The sequence below is a fragment of the Cupriavidus sp. WS genome, from assembly GCF_000395345.1.
In the GTDB taxonomy this organism is placed as follows: Bacteria; Pseudomonadota; Gammaproteobacteria; order Burkholderiales; family Burkholderiaceae; genus Cupriavidus; species Cupriavidus basilensis_B.
In genome coordinates this window covers 1-20805 of the sequence record NZ_AQPL01000234.1, presented here as the reverse complement: position 1 = coordinate 20805, position 20805 = coordinate 1, and the positions used below count along the sequence as shown (strand labels likewise).

The following is a 20805-nucleotide window of genomic DNA, read 5'->3' as shown; positions in this document are numbered from 1 at the left end:
GTGGCGGGGTGTCCCGCCGCGCCACCGGGGCGGGGCCGCGCGCGTGCCGCCGCGTGTCCTGCGCAGCCCGCGCGCGGTCGGGGCCGGTGCAAATCCGCTACCATTGCCCGCAGGCAGGACGCCCCGCGCGCACCCGGCGCGCCCGCGTCCGCCAGGGAACCCGCCGCGGTTCCGGGGAGCGACCCGCATGACCTCACCATCCCCTTCGCTGCTGCGCGCGCGCCGCGCGGGCGCCTTGACGACCGGCGAGCTGGGCAGGCGCGCGGCCCGCTCGCCCGACTACGCGGCGGAGTGCGTGGCGCTGCGCCGCCTTGCGCGCGCGCTGGTGTCCTCCGACCTTGCGCTGCTGCAATCGCTGGCCGATTCCGCGCTGCAACTATGCGGCGCGGGCAGCGCTGGCATCAGCCTGCCCGAGACCGAGGGCGACGGCACCGCGGCGCTGCGCTGGACCGCCACCGCGGGCCTCGCCGCCGCCGTGGCCGGCCATGCCGTGCCCTGCGACGACAGCCCCTCCGGCATCACGCTGGAGCTGGGCAGCGCGCAGCTGTTCGCTTATCCGCAGCGGTATTTTTCGTGCCTGCCCGCGCTCGCGCCGGAGATGGTCGAGGAGCTGGTCGTGCCGATTCCCGGCGACGGCGAGCCGTGGGGCACCATCTGGGTCGCGGCCCACGCGCCGGGGCGCCGTTTCGACGAGGAAGACGGCCGGCTGCTGGACAGCCTCGCCAGCTTCGCCGGCGCGGTGCTGAGCATGTCGCGCAGCAAGGATGCCGCCATCGCCGAGGCGGCGCAGGCCAAGGCCGCGCGCGAGGCGCTGCAACTGTCGGACACGCGCAAGGACGAGTTCCTCGCCATGCTCGGGCACGAGCTGCGCAATCCCATCGCCGCCATCGACAGCGCGATCAAGGCCGGCCGCCGGCTCGCGGCGCAGCAGCAGTCCGCGGCCGGCATGCTCGACATCGCCGAGCGCCAGATGCGCCAGCTCAAGCGGCTCACCGACGACCTGCTCGACGCCTCGCGCATCAAGCAGGGCAAGATTCCGATCGTGCGCACCCGGGCCGGCATGCAGGACATCGTGGCCGACGCGCTGGCCGCGGTGGCGGCCGACATCGAATGGCACGGCAACGTGCTCACGACCGACCTGCCCGACGCGCCGGTGACGGTCCATGCCGACGCGGCGCGGCTCACGCAGGTCGTGACCAACCTCTTGTCCAACGCGATCCGGTACACGCCGCGCGGCGGCGCGATAGATCTGTCGGTGCGGGTCGAGCCGGCGGAGGCGGCAGCGGCAGAGGCGGCAGCGGCGGCAGAGACGGAGGACGCGCAGGCCGGGGCCGCCGGCTGCTTCGACATGCTGGTGATCACCGTCAAGGACAACGGCATCGGCATCGAGCCGGCCGACCTGCCCAATGTGCTCGACATGTTCAGCCAGTTCGCGGGCGACGCCCACGGCGGCGGGCTCGGCGTGGGGCTGGCGATCGTCAAGCGCATGGTCGAGCTGCACCACGGCACGGTCGCCGTGCGCAGCGAAGGCAAGGGGCTCGGCACCGAGGTGCAGGCGCGGCTGCCGGTGGTGTGCGCGGCCGCGGCCGGGGTGCCCGCCGCGCGCGGCGCGCTGGCGCCGCTGCGCATCCTGCTGGTCGACGACAACGCCGAAGGCCTGAGCGCGCTGGGCACGCTGCTCGAGCTCGACGGCCACGAGGTCAGGCTGGCGGTCAGCGGCGAGGACGCGCTCGCCATCGCGGCCGGCTGCGCGCCCGGGCTGGCGCCCGACCTCGCGCTGATCGACATCGGCCTGCCCGGCATGGACGGCTTCGCGCTCGCGCGGCGCCTGCGCGAACTGCCGGCGTTCGCGCGCACGCGGCTGATCGCGCTGAGCGGCTACGCCTCGGAGGCCGACCGCGCCCGCGGCGCGGCGGCCGGCTTCGATTTCCACCTGGCCAAGCCGCTCGCGATGGAAGCGCTGGCGGACCTGCTGGGCCAGCCCCGACCTTGATGCGGGCGCGGGCGATGGCCTGTAGGACACCCGCCGCCGCGAATCAGCCATCGCCCTACGGCAGTGCCGTGGCGGCCTCTCCATACTGAAGGCACGCCCACATCACCTGCTGCCGATGCTTGCTTATCTTCTGCTCACCCTGGCAGGCCTCGGGATCATCGCCATCATCATCTGCCTGACGAAATGATCCCGCCGCGGTCCTGACCGTCCGTCACCACAGCAGGCAGGCCAGCGCGGGCACCAGCGCCACCGGCATCACCAGCGCGCCCAGGCGCAGGAATTGCCCCGCACCCACGTTCTGGCCCTCGCGCCGCAGCGCGGTCAGCCACAGCAGCGTGGCCAGCGAGCCGGTGACGGACAGGTTGGGCCCGAGGTCGATGCCGATCAGCACCGCGCTGGCGACGCCGGTGCCGGCATGGCCCGCCGCCAGCGCGGACGAGGCGATCAGCCCGGCCGGCAGGTTGTTGACCACGTTGGCGGCCAGCGCCACCACCGCGCCCGGCAGCCACGTGCCGGTCGCGGGCGCGTGCCGCGCCAGCGCCTGCATGGTGGCCGCCAGTTGCGCGATCACGCCGGTCTTCTCCAGCCCCGCCACCAGCACGAACAGGCCCGCCACCAGCGGCAGCACGCCCCAGGAAATCTCGCGCAGCGCCGGCATGCACAGGGCGGGCCGGCGCGCGCACACCAGCGCCAGCGTGGCCACGCCGGCCAGGCAGGTCGGCCAGCCGAGATCGGCGCCGAGCAGCGACGCGGCCAGCAGCACCACGCCCATGACCACGATGCCGGCCGCGGTCAGCCGCGCCTCGGGCGACAGCGGCGGCACCGGCACGTCGGTGGCGATGCGCTCGGCGAGCGCGTGGCGCTGGGTCCAGTACAAGGCGGCGAAGGTGGCGGCGATCGCCAGCGCCGAGGGCAGCGCGAAGCGCGCCAGCCAGCCCGCGAGCGTGGGCATGTGCTCGCCGAACACCACCAGGTTGGCGGGGTTCGAGACCGGCAGCACGAAGCTCGCGGCATTGGCGATGAAGGCGCAGCTGTACAGGTAGGGCAGCGGGTGCCTGACGCGCGCGGCGCGCGTGGCCGCGAGCACGGCGGGCGTGAGCACCACCGCGGTGGCGTCGTTCGACATGAACACCGTGACCAGCGTGCCGATGCCGTAGACCAGCACGAACAGGCGCCGCGCCGAGCCGCGCGCGCTGCGCACCGCGAGCGCCGCCACGTGGTCGAACAGCCCGGTCTTGCGCGCCAGTTCGGCCGCCAGCATCATGCCGCCCAGGAACAGGTAGACGTCGTAGCCGCGCGCCACGGCGGCCAGCGCGTCGGGCACGGCCAGCAGGCCGGTCACGCACAGCAGCAGCGCGCCGGCCACGGCCCAGAAGGCCTCGGGCAGGCGGAACGGCCGCGTGATCACGCCGACCGTGGCCGCGGCGGCCACGGCCCAGATCAGCAGGCCGTTGTAGGGGGACAGGCTTGTCGGCATCGAAGAGGGGCGAGCGGGTCGGTGTGGCCGGCGGCGTGGGCGCGCGGCGGGGCGGTGGTCAGGTGCTCGGCTGCGGCGCGCGCGGCGCGGTCGCCGCCGGCGTGGCCGGCGAGGCGGCCTTGAGCGGGTCGGCGGGCGCGCCGAAGGGCGCTCCGGGCACGCCGGGCGCGGCCATGCCGTCCTGCTGCGCGTCGGCGGCGGGGTCCGGCGCCGACGCGGGCGGCGGGAAGCCGAGCGAGGCGATGCCGTGGCTGCCGTCGGCGTATTCCGGATAGAGCCAGTCGTCGCCGCTGCGCACCAGGTCGGCGGGCGTGGCGAGCGCTTCCTCGGGCTGGCCGGCGAGGCGGCCCTCCATGTACGAGGCCCAGATCGGCAGCGCCGTGGTGGCGCCGAATTCGTGGCGGCCCAGCGTGCGGTTGTCGTCGAAGCCCATCCACGCCACCGTGACGACGCCGGCCGCGTAGCCGGCGAACCAGCCGTCCACCGAGTCGTTGGTGGTGCCGGTCTTGCCCGCCACGTCGGCGCGGTGCAGGTAGCGCTGCAGGCCGGCGCCGGTGCCGCTGGTCACGACGCTGCGCAGCAGGTTGTTCATGACGTAGGCGTTGCGCGCGGGGATCACGCGGCGCGGCTGCGGCTCGCTGGCCGCGCTGAACAGCACGTTGCCGGTGCCGTCGCTGATGCGGTCGATCAGGTAGGGCTCGGTGCGGTAGCCCTCGCTGGCGAACACGCCGTAGGCGGCGGCCAGCCGCAGCGGCGTGGTGGTGCCGGTGCCCAGCGCCATCGGCAGGTAGCGCGGCAACTGCTGCTCGGCGAAGCCGAACTTGCCGGCGTAGTCCACCGCGTAGGGAATGCCGATGGCCTGCAGTGTGCGGATGGCCGGCAGGTTGCGCGACTCGGCCAGCGCCTGGCGCAGGCTCACCGCGCCGAGGAACCTGCCGTCGTCGTTGCCGGGCTGCCAGCGCGACGACACATCGAGCGGCGCGTCGTTGATGATGGTGTTGGACGACAGGCCGCGCTCGAGCGCGGCCGAATAGATGAACGGCTTGAAGGTCGAGCCCGGCTGGCGCTCGGCCTGGGTGGCGTGGTTGAAGCGGCTGGTGCCGAAGTCGGCGCCGCCGATCATGGCCTCGATGGCGCCGGTCCTGCTGTCGAGCGAGACCAGCGCGGCCTGCGGCGGCTGCGCGCCGGCGTGGCGCCGGCCGTACTGGTCGAGGCCGGCGTGCACGGCCTCGTAGGCCAGGCTCTGGCGCACCGACGACACCGTGGTGTAGACGTTCAGCCCGCGCGTGTAGGCCTCGTCGCCGAAGCGCTCGTAGGCAAGCTGGCGCGCCAGCTCGGCCACGTACTCGGCGTGGCCGTCGAAGCGGCCGTTGCGCCCGCCCGTCACCTGCAGCGTTTCCTGGCGGGCCGCCTGATATTGCTCGTGCGTGATCATGCCCAGCGCCTGCATGCGCCCGAGCACGTACTGCTGGCGCAGCTTGGCGCGCTGGAAGTTGGCCACCGGGTTCATGGTCGAGGGCGCCTTGGGCAGGCCCGCGAGCATCGCCGTCTCGGCCAGCGAGAGCGCGTCCAGCGGCTTGCCGAAATACGCCTGCGCGGCGCTGCCGAAGCCGTAGGCATGCTCGCCCAGGTAGACCTGGTTCATGTACAGCTCGAGGATGCGGTCCTTGGGCAGCGAATGGTCGATCTTCCAGGCCAGCAGGATCTCGTACCACTTGCGCGACAGCGTCTTCTCGCGCGAGAGGTAGAAGTTGCGCGCCACCTGCATGGTGATGGTGGAGGCGCCCTGCGCGTAGCCCTCGCCGATGTTGGCCAGCGCGGCGCGGAAGATGCCGGGGATGTCCACGCCGGCATGCTGGTAGAACTGGTCGTCCTCGGCCGCCAGCAGCGCGCCCGACATCAGGCGCGGCATGCGCTCGAGCGGGACGAAATCGCGGTGCTCGGTGCCGAATTCGCCGATCAGGACGTTGTCGCTGGTGAAGATGCGCAGCGGCAGGTCGGGACGGTAGTCACGCAGGGCGTCGACGTCGGGAAGCTGGCGCAGGCTCACCACGGCGGCGAACCCGGCAAGCAGGGTGGAGGCGGCGGCCAGTGCCAAAGTGGCGATGGCTGCCTTTGCTACGACTCGTTTCATGCGCGCATTCTACCTTGGCGCCCACGCCGGCATGCCGCGCAGGTCCGGGGTTTCGTCGTCGTCGGCCGCCAGCGGCGCCGGGCGCTCGCCCGGCAGGCCCACCTGCTGCGCGAATGCCGCCAGCGCCCGCCAGGTCTCGGCCCGCTCGATGATGGTGAAATGATCGGTGCCCGGCACCGTTTCCTGCGCCACCGGCATCGGCCACGCGGCCATCAGGCGCTCCGAGCAGGCGTGCGGCACCACGTCGTCGCTTTCGGCCAGCAGCACCTTGGTGCTCTGCACCACCTTCTTGCAATGGGAGATGGAATCGAAGTGGTGGCGCATCAATTGCCGCAGCGGCACCAGCGGAAAGCGCTTGCGCACGATCTCCAGCAGCGAATCGTAGGGCGTGATCAATTGCAGGCTTTCGAAATCCTGCAGGTCCGCAAGCTGGATGGCCACGCCGGTGCCCAGGCTGCGCCCGACCACATGCACGCGCGTGCCGGGAAAGACGCGGCGCAGGTGCAGCAGGAACTGGCTCGCGTCGGCCACGGCGGCGGCCTCGGACGGCGCGCCGTCCGAATGGCCCACGCCGCGGTAGTCCAGCGTGGCGAAGCCCACCCCCGGCGGCAGCCACGCCAGGTATTGCATGGTGACGAGGACGTCCTCGCCGCGCCCGGGCAGGTAGAACAGCAGGTCGCGCGCGGCTTCGCGCACGGCTTCGCGCGCGGTTTCCTGCGCCATTTCCTGCGCCATTTCCCGCGCCAGCGTCCGCTCGCCGTCCGGTGCCGGTGGCGCGCCGTACACATAGCCGCGCAGCAGGCCGCCGGGCACCTCGTGCGAATAGGCGGCGACGCCGGCGGGCAGCGCGCGCGGCGGCCGGCGGCGCGCGTCGAACAGCAGCCGGCCCTGGTTCACCGTGAGATAGGTCCAGTAGAAGGTGAAGCCGCCCGCCGTGAGCAGGGCGGCGGCGAGCGTCTTGCGGGAAAGGGATGACGACATGCTCGGTTCGCGAAATTATCCGGCGCCGCCGGGGGACGGCGCGCAGGCCCGCGGCATTGCGCGCGGCCACGGCTTCGACCGGGCCGGGCCCCGCCGAGTTCTTGCGCGCCCGGTTCCCGCGCGTCTTCTTGTACGATACGGCCACACATCAACGGCGGCCCGTGCGGCCGCGCACGGAGCCAGTCCCATGAGCGAGCAGAACGACCCGGCCCAGGCCGGCCAGAAACGCGCCGAGGAAGCGCAGGCGATGGAGCGCGTGGTCGGCGCCACGCGGCAGGTGCAGGTGGCCTTCACGGCGCTGCAAGGGCAGTTCCCGCCACAAGGCACCGGCAATCCCTCCAAGATGGCGCTGACCACCTTCGACGCCGCGCTGCAGGCGCTCGAAGACGCGCAGGCCGCGTTCGACGACCTGCTCAACGACCTGCTCGACGGCAAGCGCTAGCCCGGCTCAGTGCGCCGGGTAGGACGCGACTTCGATCAGGTTGCCGTCCGGATCGCGGCAGTAGACCGACGTCATCGGCCCCAGCGCGCCGGTGCGGTGCACCGGCCCGGCCTCCACCGGCACGTGGTGCGCCAGCCAGTGCGCGATCACGCTCTCGGGCGAATTGCGCGTGATGAAGCACAGGTCGTCGCTGCCGGAGGTGGGACGCGCGCCGGTGAACCACGCCACGGTGTCGGTGCCGAGCGGGCGCAGGTTGATCTTCTGCTGGCCGAAGCGCAGCGAGACCCGCTTGCCGGTGCGCGAGTCGAAATCCTCGCGCGTCATGCCGAGCACGCTTTCGTACCACGCGGCGCTGGCCTCGACGTCCTTCACGTTGAGGACGATGTGGTCGAAGCGGTCTATCACGATGCTCATCATGTGCCTCTCGAAAGCGCGCGCGCCACGGGCGCGGCGGTAGCGGGGAAAGCACGTACTTTACACCCGGCCCGCGGCCGGCGCCGGCGCGCTGGCCCGGCCCCGGCCGCTTGTGATAAGGTTTCGCGGCAAGGCTGCCATGCGCGCCGGTCGCGCGCATCGAGACGGCCAGACCCGGCCAGGCCGGGATCCAGAACAGGAGACCAGCCGCCATGAGCAGCCCGCTTGCCCGCCACGCCGCGACACCATCCGACGACCAGGAGCGCGCCTCCCTGCTGGCCCGCGCGCACGCGCGCTCGCTCGGCTTCGGCCTCGAAGCCGCCCACGCGGGGGACTTCCATCCGCTGCCGCAGCGCGCGCTGCACGAACTGGTCGACGCCAGCCAGATGCTGTACAAGCACGCGCTGCCAGTGATGGAAACGCTTCATGCGCAGATCGCCGGCACCGACAGCATGGTGCTGCTCACCGACAGCGGCGGCGTGATCCTGCACAGCCTCGGCGACAGCGAGTTCGCCGAGCGCGCCCGGCGCGTGGCGCTGGCGCCGGGCGTGTCGTGGGCGGAGTCGAGCAAGGGCACCAACGCCATCGGCACCGCGCTGGCCGAGGCCCGCCCCGCCGTGGTCCACGCCGGTGAGCATTTCCTGCGCGCCAACCGGCTGCTGACCTGCTCGTGCGCGCCCATCGCCGGGCCCCACGGCGAGATCCTCGGCGCGCTCGACGTCAGCGGCGACCACCGCGGCTTCCACAAACACACGATGGCGCTGGTGCGGATGTCGGCGCAGATGATCGAGAACCACCTGTTCGCCACGCATTTCACCGAAGGCGCGCTGGTGCGCTTCCATGCCAGGCCGGAGTTCGTCGGCACGCTGTTCGAAGGCATGGCCGCGTTCGCGCCCGACGGCACCTTCCTCGCCGCCAACCGCAGCGGGCTGTTCCAGCTCGGGCTGTCGCCGGGCATGCTGGACCGGCAGGACTTCGCCACGCTGTTCGGCATGCCGCTGGGCGCCGCGCTGCAGCGCGGCGGCGCGGACAGCGGGCAACTGCTCACCCTCACGCTGCCGAGCCGCGTGCACGTATTCGCGCGCACCGCGCCGCTGCTGCCCGCGCGCCACGCGGCGGCGCCCGCCGCGCCGTCGCGCCAGGCCTCGCCGCTGGCCGCGCTGGACACCGGCGACGCGCGCATGGCCGCCGTGCTGCAGCGCGTGGAGAAGGTGCGCGGGCGCGACATCCCGATCCTGATCCTCGGCCGCACCGGCACCGGCAAGGAATGGCTGGCGCGCGCCATCCACCGCGCCTCGCCGCGCGGCGAGGCGCCGTTCGTGGCGGTCAACTGCGCGTCGATTCCCGAATCGCTGATCGAGGCGGAACTGTTCGGCTACGAGGACGGCGCCTTCACCGGCGCGCGCCGGCGCGGCAGCCCCGGCAAGCTGGTGCAGGCGCACGGCGGCACGCTGTTCCTCGACGAGATCGGCGACATGCCGCTGGCGCAGCAGGTGCGGCTCATGCGCGTGCTGCAGGAGCGCGCGGTCACGCCGCTGGGTGCCGCGCGCGCGGTCCCGGTGGACCTGCGCATCCTCTGCGCCACCCACCGCGACCTGCGCGCGATGATCGCCGCCGGCACCTTCCGCGAAGACCTCTACTACCGCATCAACGCGCTGGCGGTCACGCTGCCGGCGCTGCGCGAGCGCACTGACCTGCCGGTGCTGGTGGCGCGCATCCTGGCGCAGCAGCTCGCGCCGTGCGAGGCCGCGCACGGCGGCGGCGCGCACCCGCTGCGCGTGTCGGGCGAGGTGATGGCGCGCTTCCAGCGCCATCCGTGGCCGGGCAACCTGCGGCAGATGGTCAACGTGCTGCGCACCGCCGCGATCATGGCCGAAGGCGAGGACGAGATCGGGCTGGCGCATCTGCCGGAGGATTTCCTCGACGAGCCGGCCGCGGTTGCCCCGCTCGCCACGCCCTCCGCGTCTTCCGCGCCCGCCGCGCCGTGCGGCGCGGCCGCCCCGCTGCGCGATGCCGAGGCCGGCCTGATCCGCCAGGCGCTGGCCCGGCATGCCGGCAACGTCAGCCTGGCCGCGCGCGAGCTTGGGGTGTCGCGCAACACCATCTACCGAAGGCTGAAGCAGGGCGGCTAGGATCCTCGGCAAGATCCTGGCCCGGAAGCGGGTTTTTCTTCGGGCTGGCGGCCATCGCGTCCGTCGCCCGGATTGCGTGGCGCAGGGGATGCGCGGGACGAAGTGCCCGCATGGCGGCGACATCGTTGCCGCCATGCGGGCGCGCTAGTTCCTGGCGAACAGCCGGCACGGCGCTTCGGCAAAGCACCGTATGCGCGGCTGCACGCGCAGCAGGGCGCGCACGTCGCCGTCGATGGCGTCCATGAAATGCTGCACGACCTCCGCCGGCCGCGAGGGGCCTTCGCGGAAGTTCGCCTCCACATGGACTCCCGCGCCGTAGGGTTCGGCGAGCAAGGGCACCGCCATGACCTGCACCAGTTCCGGCCTGGCCTTGAGCGTGGCGGCGCAGTGGCCGGCCACCCGGGCGACGAGCGCGTCGATGGCGGCCGGGTCCCGCGGCATCGATCCCGGTCCGATGAAGACCTTGACGATCGGCATGGGCGGCTGTTCGTATGGATGGCGTGCCGCCGCGACGGCGCGGCACGCCCGCCCCGTCAGTCGAGCCGGATGTTCGCCGCCGTGACGATGCGGCCGTACTTCTGCAGCTCGGCCTGCATGAACTGCCCCAGCTGCCTGGGCGTGCCCTCCTGCGGTTCGGCGCCAAGGTCCTGGATTGCCGCCTTGACCTTGGGCATCTGGTTGATGCGTATCAGTTGGGCATTCAACTTGTCGACGATGGCCTGCGGCGTTCCGGCAGGCGCGAGCAACGCGGCCCAGGTCGAGCCTTCGAAACCCGGATAGCCCTTTTCGGCCACGGTCGGCACGTCCGGCAGCCAGGGGATGCGCTTCGCGCCGCTGACGGCCAGCGCCTTGATCTTGCCGCTCTTGAGGAGCGGCAGCGTGACCGGCGTGCTGTCGAACATGACCTGAACCCTGCCGCCCATCAGATCGGTCATCGCCGCCGAGGCGCCCTTGTACGGCACGTGGGAAATGGTCAGGCCGGCCTTGTCCTTCAGCATTTCCATCACCAGGTGGTTGGTGATGCCGTTGCCGCCCGAGGCGTAATTCAGGCGAGGGCCCTGCTCCTTGGCGATGCGGATGAATTCCTCGAAGGTGTTGGCCGGGAAGTCATTGTTCGCGACCAGCACCTGCGGCACCCGGATCACCAGGCCGATGGGCTCCAGGTCCTTGATCGGGTCGTACTTCAGCGTGTTCTTGTAGATCCAGGGGCTGATGGTCAGCGGGCCGCTGGAGCTCATCAGCAGCGTGTAGCCGTCCGGCGCGGCCTCCGCCACCGCGCGCGCGGCGATGGTCGCGCCGGCGCCGGGGCGGTTCTCCACCACGAAGCCCTGCCCCAGCGCCTGGCCCAGATGTTCCGCATAGATGCGGGCAATGATGTCGGTGGTCTGTCCGGCGGGGAAGCCCACCAGGATGCGTACCGGCTTGTCCGGGTAGCCCTTGCCGTCTGCGCCGGCAAGGGCGGCTCCGCAGGCCAGTGACAGGCACAGCGAGGTCACGGCGAACAGCTTCTTTCTTAATGTCTTCATGTCTCCATCCTCCTGTTGCGGCGGCGGCTGCGCCACTTTTAAGAGCGCCGCTCATTCTGACTCTACAAGCAGGTCATGAATCGTTTCATTGTCTTTGTCGCTGCGTCAAGGCGATGTCACCGGCGACGTCTTTTCGATCGCGCAAGACCCATGTTTTGCGCGTCTCCGTCAGCGACAAAAGAAACGTTTCATTTGAGAATTATGGCCATCTGCCAGTAGGCGTCAACCAAGGGCTAACCCCTAAGATCGCTTCGTTGTGGGAGGTTGGAGTCTCGTCGTGTTAGATAATTTATTGTTTTTAAAGTAATTTATCTTGATGGTGTAGAAATTTTACGATGTTGTTCTGGTTGTCCTGCGCCAAGTTGATCTGGTTTCATCGCTTGCGACGAACTTATCATCTTGCTAGTATTGAATCGTTTCAACAAGGTGCGGCGTGTCTCGTGAAACGGCCAACACCAGCCGCACCACCCGGACGAGGCGATCCCGGCTGGGCCACTGCCGGGCACGGCAGTGAAACGAATCAACATATCGACAAGGCGAGCGAAGATGACTGAACTGTCGGGAGTCGAGGGCATGGCGGATGGCCAGCCACTCAAGGGCGTCACCGTGGTGGAGTTGTGCCACAGCATCGCGGGGCCGTACGGCGCCAGCATTCTGGCGCAGCTGGGCGCAGAAGTGATCAAGGTCGAGAACCCGGCCAAGGGCGACGATGCGCGCGCCTGGGGGCCGCCGGACTGGTGCGGTTCATCGAGCGTGTTCCAGGCGATGAACCGCGACAAACTCGGAACGACCCTGAATCTCAAGGACGACGCGGAGTGCGCGCGCCTCAAGGCCTTCATTTTCGACAAGGCCGACGTCGTGCTGCAAAGCCTGCGCCCCGGCGCCGCCGAAGCGCTCGGCCTCGGTGCGCAGGCGCTGCGCGGCGTCAAGCCGGAACTGATCTACTGCAACCTCGGCGCGTTCGGCACGCGCGGCCCCCTGCGCGAAAAGCCCGGCTACGACCCGTTGATGCAGGCGCGCGGCGGGCTGATGAGCGTGACGGGGGAAGACGGCCGCGAGCCGGTGCGCGTGGGCTGCTCGATCATCGACATGGGTACCGGCATGTGGGCGGCGATGGGCATCGTGTCCGCGCTGTATCGCCGCGCGGTCAGCGGGCAGGGATGCGTGGTGGATACCTCGCTGTTCGAAAGCAGCATCGCGTGGATGACGGTGCATCTGACCGGCTACATGGCGTCGGGCGAGATCAGGCGGCCGATGGGCTCCGGCCTGGTCGAGATCGTGCCGCACCAGGCCTTCCGCACGCAAGACGGCTACATCATGGTCGCGGCCGGCAACGACTCGCTGTTCCGCAAGCTCGCCGCCGCGATGGGATGCCCCGAGCTGGCAAGCGATCTGCGCTACGCCACCAACAACGGGCGCGTGGCCAACCGCGACGGTTTGCTGCCGGTTCTGCAGGGTCTCTTCGCCGGCCGTTCGACCGCCGAATGGGAGGTAACGCTCGACAACGCGGGCGTACCGGCCGCGCCGCTGCAGAAGGTCGACCAGGTGCTGAGCGACGCGCAGACGCAAGCCATGCAGATGATCCAGTCCGTGCCGGGCTCGGAGATGACGCTGGTTGGCCTGCCGCTGTCGTTCGACGGCACACGCCCGCCATGCCGCTCGGCACCGCCGCGCATGGGCCAGCACAACGCGGTGTTTGCCGAGGCGGATGCCGCCGCCGAACCGAAAATCGCCGCAGGAGCGCGGGCATGAACCAGTTGATAAATGCACCTCTCGAGACGCTGAAGCTGTCGCAATTGGCCGGGCCTGTCGTCCAGGTCAGCATCAATCGCCCGGAAGCGGCCAATGCGATCAACACGCGCATGGGCGAGGAGCTGACCGACGTATTCACTCGCCTGGCGGCTGGCCGGGAGCAGGTCCGCGCCATCGTGCTGACCGCCGAGGGCGACCGCCATTTTTGCGCCGGCGGCGACCTGAAAGAGCGAAATGGCATGACCGACGCCGACTTCCTGCGCCAGCACGCCATCTATGAGCGCATGGTGCTGGCCATCATGGATTGTCCGGTGCCCGTCATCGCCGCGGTCAATGGCGCCGCGTTCGCGGGCGGCTGCGAACTGGCGCTGGCCTGCGATTTCGTCTACGCCGGCGACAACGCCAGGTTCGCGCTGACCGAGACCAGCCTCGGCATCATGCCTGGCTGCGGCGGCACGCAGAACCTGGCGCGTGCCGTCGGCACTCGCCGCGCGAAGGAACTGATTCTCGGCGCCATGCCATTTTCGGCGCAAGACGCCTGCGAATGGGGGCTGGTCAACAAGATCTGCCCGGACCACTCGGTCAAGCAGGAAGCCGCGCACATCGCGCAGCGCATCGCCGCCAATGCGCCGCTGTCGGTCTACCAGGCCAAGCGCGCGATCGACCACGGCGCGCGCATGGATTCGCGCACGGCCATGTTCTTCGAGGTAGAGGCCTACAACCGGCTGGTGCCGACAGCCGACCGGCTGGAAGGCATCGCCGCCTTCAACGAAAAGCGCAAGCCGGTATTCACCGGACGATAAGCATGCGCGGCGCAGACAAAGGAGATGCCATGAGCGACAAGGTGACGATTCGGGAAGTTGGATTGCGCGACGGCTTGCAGATCGTCAAGGGATTCATGCCTACCGACACGAAGCTGGCATGGATCGCGGCGGAGCACGCCGCGGGCGTGACGGAGATCGAGGTGTGCTCGTTCGTGCCGCCGAGACTGATTCCGCAGTTCGCCGACGCCGAGGCCGTGGTGAACGGCGCGCTCGCGCTGCCCGGCCTCGCGGCTACCGCGCTGATTCCCAACCTGAAGGGGGCAGAGCGCGGCCTCGCCCTTGGCGTGCACAAGCTCAACTACGTCATGTCGGTCAGCGAGCGCCACAACCTCGCCAACGTGCGGCGCTCGACGCAGGAATCGCTGGACGACTTCCGGCGCATCGTCGCGCTGGTGCGCGACAGTCAGGTGCCGCGTCGTCCCAAGGTGGTTGGGGGCTTGTCGACGGCGTTTGGCTGCACGCTCGAAGGGCGCGTGTCGGAAGCGCGGGTGGTCGAACTGGCGGTCGCGCTCGTCAGGGCCGGCGCCGATGAGCTGACCATCGCCGATACCGTCGGCTACGGCGATCCCGCCGGCGTGCGCCGCGTCTTCAAGGCGGTGCTGGACAACGTCGGCGACATTCCCGTGGCCGCGCATTTCCACGATACGCGCGGGCTGGGCATCGCCAATGCGCTGGCCGCGGCCGACACCGGCATCCGCGCGTTCGATGCCTCGCTGGCGGGCCTGGGCGGCTGCCCCCATGCGCCCGGCGCGACCGGCAACGTGGTCACGGAAGACCTCGCTTTCCTGTTCGAGTCGATGGGGCTGGCCACGGGAATCGACCTGAACCAGCTCTTGCAGGTGCGCAAGATCATCGAAGCCTCGCTGCCCGACGAGCCGCTCAGCGGCGGCCTGGCGCGCGCCGGCTTGCCGCGCGGCTTCGGCGGCCACGCGCTGGCGGCATGACGGAGGCCGCCATGCTGACGCTGGAAATCGGCCGCTTCGCGCACGAGTTTGGCTGGGATGCCATTCCGGACAAGGTGCGACGCCAGATCACGAGTGCCTTCATCGATACCACGGCCACAATGGTGGCTGGCCGTACCGAACCCGTCACCGCGGTGCTGCTCCATCACCTTGCCGATGAGCTGGCACTGGCGGGGCATTCTTCGCTGCTGTTCGGGGACCGCCATGTGCCGGCGCAGTACGCCGCGCTGGTCAATGGCACCGCCGCCCACGCGCTCGACTACGACGATGTCGCGCTGTCCGGCCATCCCAGCACCGTCCTGGTGCCGGCGCTGGTCGCGCAGGGCCAGCACATCGGCGCGTCGGGCCCGGACCTGATCCGGGCCTATCTCGTCGGCTATGAAACCTGGGCCGAACTGGTATCGCGCGATGCCGATCCGCATCATGCCAAGGGCTGGCATCCGACCGGGGTATTCGGCACCGTCGCCGCCGCCGCGGCGCTGGGCGCGCTCGAGCGTCTCGACCCGGCCATCGTGGCGCATGCGGTCGCCCTGGCCGCCAGCATGGCCGCCGGGCTGGTGGGCAATTTCGGCACCATGACCAAGCCGTTTCATGCGGGACGGGCGGCGCAGGCCGGCATCGAGGCCGTGCGTCTGGCCAGATGCGGAATGACCGCCGCCCTCGACGTGCTCGACCGCGGCAACGGCTACCTGATGGCGATCTCGCCGAACGGGCGCGTGCGCATGGATCCGGTGGCCGCGCCGCTCGGCACCACGCTGCGCTTCCTCGAAAACGGACTGAGCGTCAAGAACTACCCGGTCTGTTATTTCGCCCACCGGATCATCGACGGCGTGCTGGACCTGCGGGCGCAGGCCGGCCTGCAGGCGAGCGAGGTCGCGCACGTGAAGCTCGTCATCGGCGATGTGCAGGCCGGCATGCTGCGCAACCACCAGCCGCGCAGCGCACTGGAAGCCAAGTTCAGCGCCGAGTTCGGCGTCGCCGCGGCAATGGTTGCGGGGCGCGTCGACCTGTCGGTGCTGAACGATGCGTTCGTCGGCCGCGACGACGTGCGGGCGCTGATGGCGCGCGTCGAGGTGGAGACCACCGAGGCCCAGTGTCCGGTCGAGCCGGTGTTCGCGCCCAACGACTACGTGACCATCGGGACCCGGGACGGGCGCGTGCTCGACAGCGGCCCGATCCGTTTCCCGCGCGGCAATGCGCTGAACCCGCTGCCCGCGGCGGCGCTCAGGGAAAAGTTCATCAACTGCCTGGCGGGCGCGCCGGAACTGGATGCGCCGGCCATCTTCGCGCGCCTGTCGGCGCTGGAATCGCTGCCGGACCTGGCGGGCGTGTTCTGCGCGCCGGCCGCGGCGGGACGCTGACGCATGCCGACGCATGTGCCGACAGCCATGCCGGCCACCATCGACGGCCACCAACAACTCCAGAGAGACATCATGACATCCGACATCAATTGCAGCGTTGCCCTGGGCGAGGACTACAGCGACTTGCGCGACGCGGTGCGCCGGCTGTGCGGCGATTTCCCGGGCGCGTACTGGCGAGAGCTGGAAAAGACCGACGACTATCCCACGGCCTTCATCTCGGCGCTGACGGAGGCCGGCTTCCTGGCCGCACTGATACCGGAGCAGTACGGTGGCGCCGGCCTGCCGCTGCGTGCCGCGGCGGCCATCCTGGAGGAGATCAATGCGTCCGGCTGCGTCGCAAGCCAGGGCCATGCCCAGATGTACATCATGGGCACGCTGTTGCGCCACGGCAGCGAGGCGCAGAAATCGCACTACCTGCCGAAGATCGCCAGCGGCGCGCTGCGCCTGCAGGCCTTTGGCGTGACCGAGCCGACCACGGGCTCGGATACCACCAGCCTGAAGACCACCGCCACGCGCAAAGGGGATGTTTACGTCATTAACGGCCAGAAGGTGTGGACCTCGCGCGCGCTGCATTCCGACCTGATGCTGCTGCTGGCGCGGACCACGCCGCTGGCCGAGGTGAAGAAGAAGACCGAGGGGCTGTCGGTGTTCCTGGTCGACATCAAGGCCGGCCTGGGCAGGGGGCTGGAGTTGCGCCACATCGACGCCATGATCAATCACGGCGCTACGGAAGTGTTCTTCGACAACCTCGAGATTCCCGCCGAGAGCCTCATCGGCCAGGAAGGCAGCGGGTTCCGCTACATCCTCGACGGCATGAACGCGGAGCGCATCCTGGTCGGCACCGAAGCGCTGGGCGACGGCCGCTGGTGCCTCAGGAAAGCCGTCGAATATGCCGGCGAGCGCAAGGTGTTCGGGCACAGCATCGGCAAGAACCAGGGCGTGCAGTTCCCGCTGGCGCGCTGCCATGTCGAACTGGAGTCGGCGGACATGATGTGCCGGCGCGCGGCGGCCCTGTTCGACGCCGGTGCCGACTGCGGAGAAGCCGCCAATATCGCCAAGCTCGTGGCTTCGGAGGCGGCGTTCCATGCGGCCGACGTGGCGATGCAGACGCTGGGCGGCTTCTCCTTCGCCAAGGAATACGACCTGGAGCGCAAATGGCGCGAGACGCGGCTGTATCAGATCGCGCCGATCTCCACCAACATGATCCTGGGCTATGTCGGGCAGCACGTGCTGGGCATGGAGCGCTCCTACTGAGCCGGCGCGGCATCTCAAATCACAAACCAGAAGGTCAACATGAAACTTGTACGTTACGGCGCGCCTGGACAAGAACTGCCGGGCATCATCGACGAGGCGGGCGTGCTGCGCTCACTGTCTCCGCTTGTCGCCGACATCACCGCGGCCATCATCGCGCCGGCCGGCCAGCGCATGCTGCGAGCGCTAGACCTGAGCCGGCTGCCGGCGGTGGCGGGATCGCCGCGCCTTGGCGTGCCGGTGGCCGGAATCCGGCAGATCGTCGCCGTTGGCCTGAACTATCGGCAGCATGCCGAAGAAGCGAAGATGGCCATCCCGGCCGAGCCGATGCTGTTCAGCAAGGCGATCAGTTCGCTGTCGGGCCCCGGCGACGACATCCTGGTGCGGGCGGGATCGCAGAAGACCGACTGGGAAGTCGAGCTTGGCATCGTCATCGGGACCGAAGCGGAATGTGTCAGCGAGGCCGATGCGCTCTCCCACGTGGCGGGCTACTGCAACGTCAACGATGTATCGGAGCGCGCCTGGCAGCTGGAGAAGGGTGGCCAGTTCTTCAAGGGCAAGAGCGCGCGGTCGTTTTGCCCCGTCGGTCCCTGGCTGGCGACCGCCGACGAGATCCGGCGGCCGCAGGAGCTGGCGCTGTCGCTGTCCGTCAACGGCAAGGTGATGCAGACGGGCAATACCGCGGACATGATTTTCGGCGTGCCGCAACTGGTGAGCTACATCTCGCACTACATGACGCTGATGCCGGGCGACCTGATCATCAGCGGCACGCCGGCCGGAGTGGGGCTGGGCATGGTGCCGCCGCAATTCCTCCGCGCCGGCGACACCGTCACGCACAGCATCACCGGGCTGGGCGAGCAGCACCACAACGTGGTGTTGTACTAGACCGCGGGTCCGCAATAGCGGACCCGCGGTGGAAATGCCTGGCCGGCTGACGATATCAGTACAATCTGTCGATTGAATCGATGCAAGGGACAGGTGTGAAATCAGTCACCATTCGAGATGTCGCAAGAGAGGCGGGGGTGTCCGTCGGCACGGCTTCGCGCGTCATCAACGAGGCGAGCAATGTCGAGCCGGAAAACCGCGTGCGCGTGCGTGCCGCCATCGAGAAGCTGGGGTTCGTGCCGAACCGGGCCGCGCAAAGCATGCGCAATGGTTCCAACCGGGAAATCGGCATCATTGTGCGCGACATCACCATCCCGGTGCTGGCCGGTTTCGTCAAGGCGGCGCAAAGCGTGTTCGACCAGGCCGGCTATGTCCTGCTGATCAGCAGCGCGGAGAACGAGAAGAGCCGCGAGCTGGAGCTCCTGAGCCTTCTGCGCCGGCGCCGCGTGGATGGCCTGATCATGACTACCGCTTCGCAGGTGGATGCCCAGCTGGCCAGCGCGCGCGAGCATCTCGGGTTTCCGGTGGTGCTGTTCGACCGCGATATCGCCAACGCCGCCGATTGCGTGCTGATCGACCATGCCGAAGGGATGCGCCAGGCCGTGAGTCATTTGTTGAGCCTCGGGCATCGGCGCATCCTGCTGGTCACCGGCGATCTGGAAACCTATCCGGCCCAGTCCCGCATTCAGGGCTACCGGCAGGCGCACCAGGCTGCCGGCATTCCGGTCGACGAGGCGCTCATACACGCTGGCAGCTTCGAGGCCAGCTCGGCGTTCGTCGAAACCGCCTCCATGCTCGGCATGACGAACCGCCCCAGCGCCGTGATCGCGGGCGGCATCGGCATGCTGCCCGGCGTCATGAAGGCCGTTCGGGCGCACAGCCTGCGCATCCCGGAGGACATCTCGGTGATCGGCAATGGCGATTCGGATCTTGCCGTGCTGGCAAGCCCCGCGATAACGGTAATCAAGTGGGACTACAGCGAACTCGGGCGCACCAGCGCGCGCATGATCCTCGATCGCATCGCCAGCCGCGCCGTGCCGGCGCAGCGGCGCATTCTGTTTCCGACCGAGCTGGTGATACGCGGTTCCTGCGCCGCGCCGCTGGCCGATGCATAGCGGCGCGGCGCAGGCGGCGGCTCAGTCTTCGTGCTCCAGCCGCGCCGCCTCCTCGTCGCTGAACAATTCCGAGCGCGTCAGGAAGCGCAGGCCGGTCGGCCCTTCCAGCGAGAACATGCCGCCGGAGCCGGGCACGGCGTCGATCACCAGCCGCGTGTGCTGCCAGTACTCGAACTGCGCGCGCGTCATGTAGAACGGCACGCCGCCGATCTCGCCCAGGCGGACGTCGGCCTCGCCGAGGATCAGCTCGCCGGCCGGGTAGCACATCGGCGCGCTGCCGTCGCAGCAGCCGCCTGACTGGTGGAACATGAGCTCGCCGTGCTGCGCGCGCAGGCGCTCGATCAGCGCCAGCGCGGCGGGCGTGGCGACCACGCGCCGCACGGCGCCGGTGGGGATGGCTTCGGACATGGGGGCGCTCCTTGCCGGGTCGGGATGCTCAGCTTGCGGCGAAGTCCATCACCACGCGGCCTTCGATGTCGCCGGCGCGCATGCGCGTGAAGATGTCGTTGATCTTCTCCAGCGGCGCGGTGGAGACCGTGGCCTTGACCGCGCCGTGCGCGGCGAAGTCCAGCGATTCCTGCAGGTCGCTGCGGGTGCCGACGATGGAGCCGCGGATGGTGATGCCCTTGAGCACCACGTCGAAGATCGGCGTGGGGAAGTCGCCCGGCGGCAGGCCGTTGAGGGCGATCGTGCCGCCGCGCCGCACCATGCCGATGGCCTGGCCGAATGCCTTGGGCGACACCGCCGTCACCAGCGCGCCGTGGGCGCCGCCGATTTCCTTCTGCAGGTAGGCCACCGGATCGGTGGTGCGCGCGTTGACGGTGACTTCGGCGCCGAGCTTGCGCGCCAGCTCGAGCTTCTTGTCGTCGATGTCCACGGCCGCCACGCGCATGCCCATCGCGCGCGCGTACTGCACGGCCACGTGGCCGAGGCCGCCGATGCCGGAGATGACCACCCACTGGCCCGGGCGCGTCTCGGTGACTTTCAGGCCCTTGTAGACGGTCACGCCGGCGCACAGGATCGGCGCGATCTCGACGAAGTCCACGCTGTCGGGCAGCAGGCCGACGTAGTTGGGGTCGGCCACCACGTATTCGCCATAGCCGCCGTTGACGGAGTAGCCGGTGTTCTGCTGCTTTTCGCACAGCGTTTCCCAGCCTTGCAGGCAGTGCTCGCAATAGCCGCAGGCGCTGTACAGCCACGGCACGCCGACGCGGTCGCCTTCCTTGACGCGCGTGACGCCCGCGCCCACGGCGGAGACGTAGCCCACGCCTTCGTGGCCGGGAATGAAGGGCAGGGTGGGTTTGACGGGCCAGTCGCCTTCGGCGGCGTGCAGGTCGGTGTGGCAGACGCCGGAGGCTGCGATCTTGACCTGGATCTGTCCGCGGCCGGGCTCGGGCACGGGGACTTCATCGATCGTGAGCGGGGCGCCGAATTCGCGCACCACGGCGGCTTTCATCATCGCTGTCATATGTCGACTCCTGAAGCTGATTCGGTTGGCGGTCGCGCCCGCCGCGCGGCGGGCGCCGATCCGATCATGCGCGCGCGGGCCGCGCTGC

Annotated in this window: 18 protein-coding genes; 10 read left to right on the top strand and 8 right to left on the bottom strand. The window is 69.8% G+C overall.

Annotation, left to right across the window (positions count from 1 at the left end; translation table 11 throughout):
• Positions 1-187: 187 nt before the first annotated feature.
• Positions 188-1993, top strand: a complete 1806-nt coding sequence (locus K206_RS0119485; protein WP_020204070.1) for a hybrid sensor histidine kinase/response regulator — start codon at positions 188-190, stop codon at positions 1991-1993.
• 211 nt (positions 1994-2204) lie between these two features.
• On the opposite strand, the gene K206_RS0119480 is transcribed toward K206_RS0119485, so the two are convergent.
• From K206_RS0119480 to K206_RS0119470, 3 genes are read right to left on the bottom strand one after another with little or no spacing between them, the layout of a single operon-like run.
• Entirely contained in the window at positions 2205-3470 is a 1266-nt protein-coding gene (locus tag K206_RS0119480) for an arsenic transporter (protein ID WP_020204069.1), read from the bottom strand.
• A gap of 58 nt (positions 3471-3528) precedes the next feature.
• Positions 3529-5604: a penicillin-binding protein 1A gene (locus K206_RS38740; protein WP_052165924.1), complete on the bottom strand. Its 2076-nt coding sequence runs from the start codon at positions 5602-5604 to the stop codon at positions 3529-3531.
• A 9-nt stretch (positions 5605-5613) separates the two neighbouring features.
• On the bottom strand, positions 5614-6585 hold the full coding sequence (locus tag K206_RS0119470) for an alpha/beta hydrolase (RefSeq protein WP_020204067.1): 972 nt from the start codon (positions 6583-6585) through the stop codon (positions 5614-5616).
• A gap of 187 nt (positions 6586-6772) precedes the next feature.
• On the opposite strand from K206_RS0119470, the gene K206_RS0119465 reads away from it, so the two are divergent.
• Positions 6773-7027, top strand: coding sequence for a hypothetical protein (locus tag K206_RS0119465; protein WP_020204066.1), 255 nt, complete (start codon positions 6773-6775; stop codon positions 7025-7027).
• Positions 7028-7033: 6 nt separating this feature from the next.
• Here K206_RS0119465 and K206_RS0119460 read toward each other — a convergent pair whose 3' ends face one another.
• Entirely contained in the window at positions 7034-7441 is a 408-nt protein-coding gene (locus K206_RS0119460) for a VOC family protein (protein ID WP_029043832.1), read from the bottom strand.
• A 212-nt stretch (positions 7442-7653) separates the two neighbouring features.
• Here K206_RS0119460 and K206_RS0119455 point away from each other — a divergent pair, with 212 nt between their 5' ends.
• Positions 7654-9573 (top strand): sigma-54-dependent Fis family transcriptional regulator, encoded by a 1920-nt coding sequence (locus tag K206_RS0119455; protein WP_020204064.1) that lies wholly within the window; start codon positions 7654-7656, stop codon positions 9571-9573.
• Between the two features lie 144 nt (positions 9574-9717).
• Here K206_RS0119455 and K206_RS0119450 read toward each other — a convergent pair whose 3' ends face one another.
• Entirely contained in the window at positions 9718-10050 is a 333-nt protein-coding gene (locus tag K206_RS0119450; RefSeq protein WP_020204063.1) for a hypothetical protein, read from the bottom strand.
• Positions 10051-10106: 56 nt separating this feature from the next.
• Complete coding sequence (locus K206_RS0119445) at positions 10107-11099, bottom strand: tripartite tricarboxylate transporter substrate binding protein (protein ID WP_020204062.1); 993 nt, start codon at positions 11097-11099, stop codon at positions 10107-10109.
• A gap of 546 nt (positions 11100-11645) precedes the next feature.
• On the opposite strand from K206_RS0119445, the gene K206_RS0119440 reads away from it, so the two are divergent.
• From K206_RS0119440 to K206_RS0119410, 7 genes are all read left to right on the top strand, one after another.
• Positions 11646-12851 (top strand): CaiB/BaiF CoA-transferase family protein, encoded by a 1206-nt coding sequence (locus K206_RS0119440; protein ID WP_231401632.1) that lies wholly within the window; start codon positions 11646-11648, stop codon positions 12849-12851.
• On the top strand, positions 12848-13654 hold the full coding sequence (locus K206_RS0119435) for an enoyl-CoA hydratase/isomerase family protein (protein ID WP_020204060.1): 807 nt from the start codon (positions 12848-12850) through the stop codon (positions 13652-13654). The genes K206_RS0119440 and K206_RS0119435 overlap by 4 nt, the downstream gene beginning before the upstream one ends.
• Positions 13655-13683: 29 nt before the next feature.
• The gene (locus K206_RS0119430; protein ID WP_020204059.1) at positions 13684-14619 is read left to right on the top strand and encodes a hydroxymethylglutaryl-CoA lyase; all 936 of its coding nucleotides are present in this window, start codon (positions 13684-13686) and stop codon (positions 14617-14619) included.
• A gap of 11 nt (positions 14620-14630) precedes the next feature.
• Positions 14631-15998 (top strand): MmgE/PrpD family protein, encoded by a 1368-nt coding sequence (locus tag K206_RS38735; RefSeq protein WP_020204058.1) that lies wholly within the window; start codon positions 14631-14633, stop codon positions 15996-15998.
• A 72-nt stretch (positions 15999-16070) separates the two neighbouring features.
• Positions 16071-17252: an acyl-CoA dehydrogenase family protein gene (locus K206_RS0119420; protein WP_043366910.1), complete on the top strand. Its 1182-nt coding sequence runs from the start codon at positions 16071-16073 to the stop codon at positions 17250-17252.
• 39 nt (positions 17253-17291) lie between these two features.
• Positions 17292-18134 (top strand): fumarylacetoacetate hydrolase family protein, encoded by an 843-nt coding sequence (locus K206_RS0119415; protein WP_020204056.1) that lies wholly within the window; start codon positions 17292-17294, stop codon positions 18132-18134.
• A 95-nt stretch (positions 18135-18229) separates the two neighbouring features.
• Positions 18230-19249 (top strand): LacI family DNA-binding transcriptional regulator, encoded by a 1020-nt coding sequence (locus K206_RS0119410; protein ID WP_196812897.1) that lies wholly within the window; start codon positions 18230-18232, stop codon positions 19247-19249.
• Between the two features lie 21 nt (positions 19250-19270).
• Here the strand turns inward: K206_RS0119410 and K206_RS0119405 are convergent, their stop codons facing one another.
• Together K206_RS0119405 and adhP are read right to left on the bottom strand one after the other, a co-directional pair.
• Entirely contained in the window at positions 19271-19657 is a 387-nt protein-coding gene (locus K206_RS0119405; RefSeq protein ID WP_020204054.1) for a DUF779 domain-containing protein, read from the bottom strand.
• Between the two features lie 28 nt (positions 19658-19685).
• Entirely contained in the window at positions 19686-20717 is a 1032-nt protein-coding gene (gene adhP, locus K206_RS0119400; RefSeq protein ID WP_029043829.1) for an alcohol dehydrogenase AdhP, read from the bottom strand.
• Positions 20718-20805: the final 88 nt, after the last annotated feature.

Bases quoted from the DNA above. Each gene is read 5' to 3' on its own strand.
- K206_RS0119485 (WP_020204070.1), top strand. From the start codon at position 188: ATGACCTCACCATCCCCTTCGCTGCTGCGCGCGCGCCGCGCGGGCGCC.
- K206_RS0119480 (WP_020204069.1), bottom strand. From the start codon at position 3,470: ATGCCGACAAGCCTGTCCCCCTACAACGGCCTGCTGATCTGGGCCGTG.
- K206_RS38740 (WP_052165924.1), bottom strand. From the start codon at position 5,604: ATGAAACGAGTCGTAGCAAAGGCAGCCATCGCCACTTTGGCACTGGCC.
- K206_RS0119470 (WP_020204067.1), bottom strand. From the start codon at position 6,585: ATGTCGTCATCCCTTTCCCGCAAGACGCTCGCCGCCGCCCTGCTCACG.
- K206_RS0119465 (WP_020204066.1), top strand. From the start codon at position 6,773: ATGAGCGAGCAGAACGACCCGGCCCAGGCCGGCCAGAAACGCGCCGAG.
- K206_RS0119460 (WP_029043832.1), bottom strand. From the start codon at position 7,441: ATGAGCATCGTGATAGACCGCTTCGACCACATCGTCCTCAACGTGAAG.
- K206_RS0119455 (WP_020204064.1), top strand. From the start codon at position 7,654: ATGAGCAGCCCGCTTGCCCGCCACGCCGCGACACCATCCGACGACCAG.
- K206_RS0119450 (WP_020204063.1), bottom strand. From the start codon at position 10,050: ATGCCGATCGTCAAGGTCTTCATCGGACCGGGATCGATGCCGCGGGAC.
- K206_RS0119445 (WP_020204062.1), bottom strand. From the start codon at position 11,099: ATGAAGACATTAAGAAAGAAGCTGTTCGCCGTGACCTCGCTGTGCCTG.
- K206_RS0119440 (WP_231401632.1), top strand. From the start codon at position 11,646: ATGACTGAACTGTCGGGAGTCGAGGGCATGGCGGATGGCCAGCCACTC.
- K206_RS0119435 (WP_020204060.1), top strand. From the start codon at position 12,848: ATGAACCAGTTGATAAATGCACCTCTCGAGACGCTGAAGCTGTCGCAA.
- K206_RS0119430 (WP_020204059.1), top strand. From the start codon at position 13,684: ATGAGCGACAAGGTGACGATTCGGGAAGTTGGATTGCGCGACGGCTTG.
- K206_RS38735 (WP_020204058.1), top strand. From the start codon at position 14,631: ATGCTGACGCTGGAAATCGGCCGCTTCGCGCACGAGTTTGGCTGGGAT.
- K206_RS0119420 (WP_043366910.1), top strand. From the start codon at position 16,071: ATGACATCCGACATCAATTGCAGCGTTGCCCTGGGCGAGGACTACAGC.
- K206_RS0119415 (WP_020204056.1), top strand. From the start codon at position 17,292: ATGAAACTTGTACGTTACGGCGCGCCTGGACAAGAACTGCCGGGCATC.
- K206_RS0119405 (WP_020204054.1), bottom strand. From the start codon at position 19,657: ATGTCCGAAGCCATCCCCACCGGCGCCGTGCGGCGCGTGGTCGCCACG.
- adhP (WP_029043829.1), bottom strand. From the start codon at position 20,717: ATGACAGCGATGATGAAAGCCGCCGTGGTGCGCGAATTCGGCGCCCCG.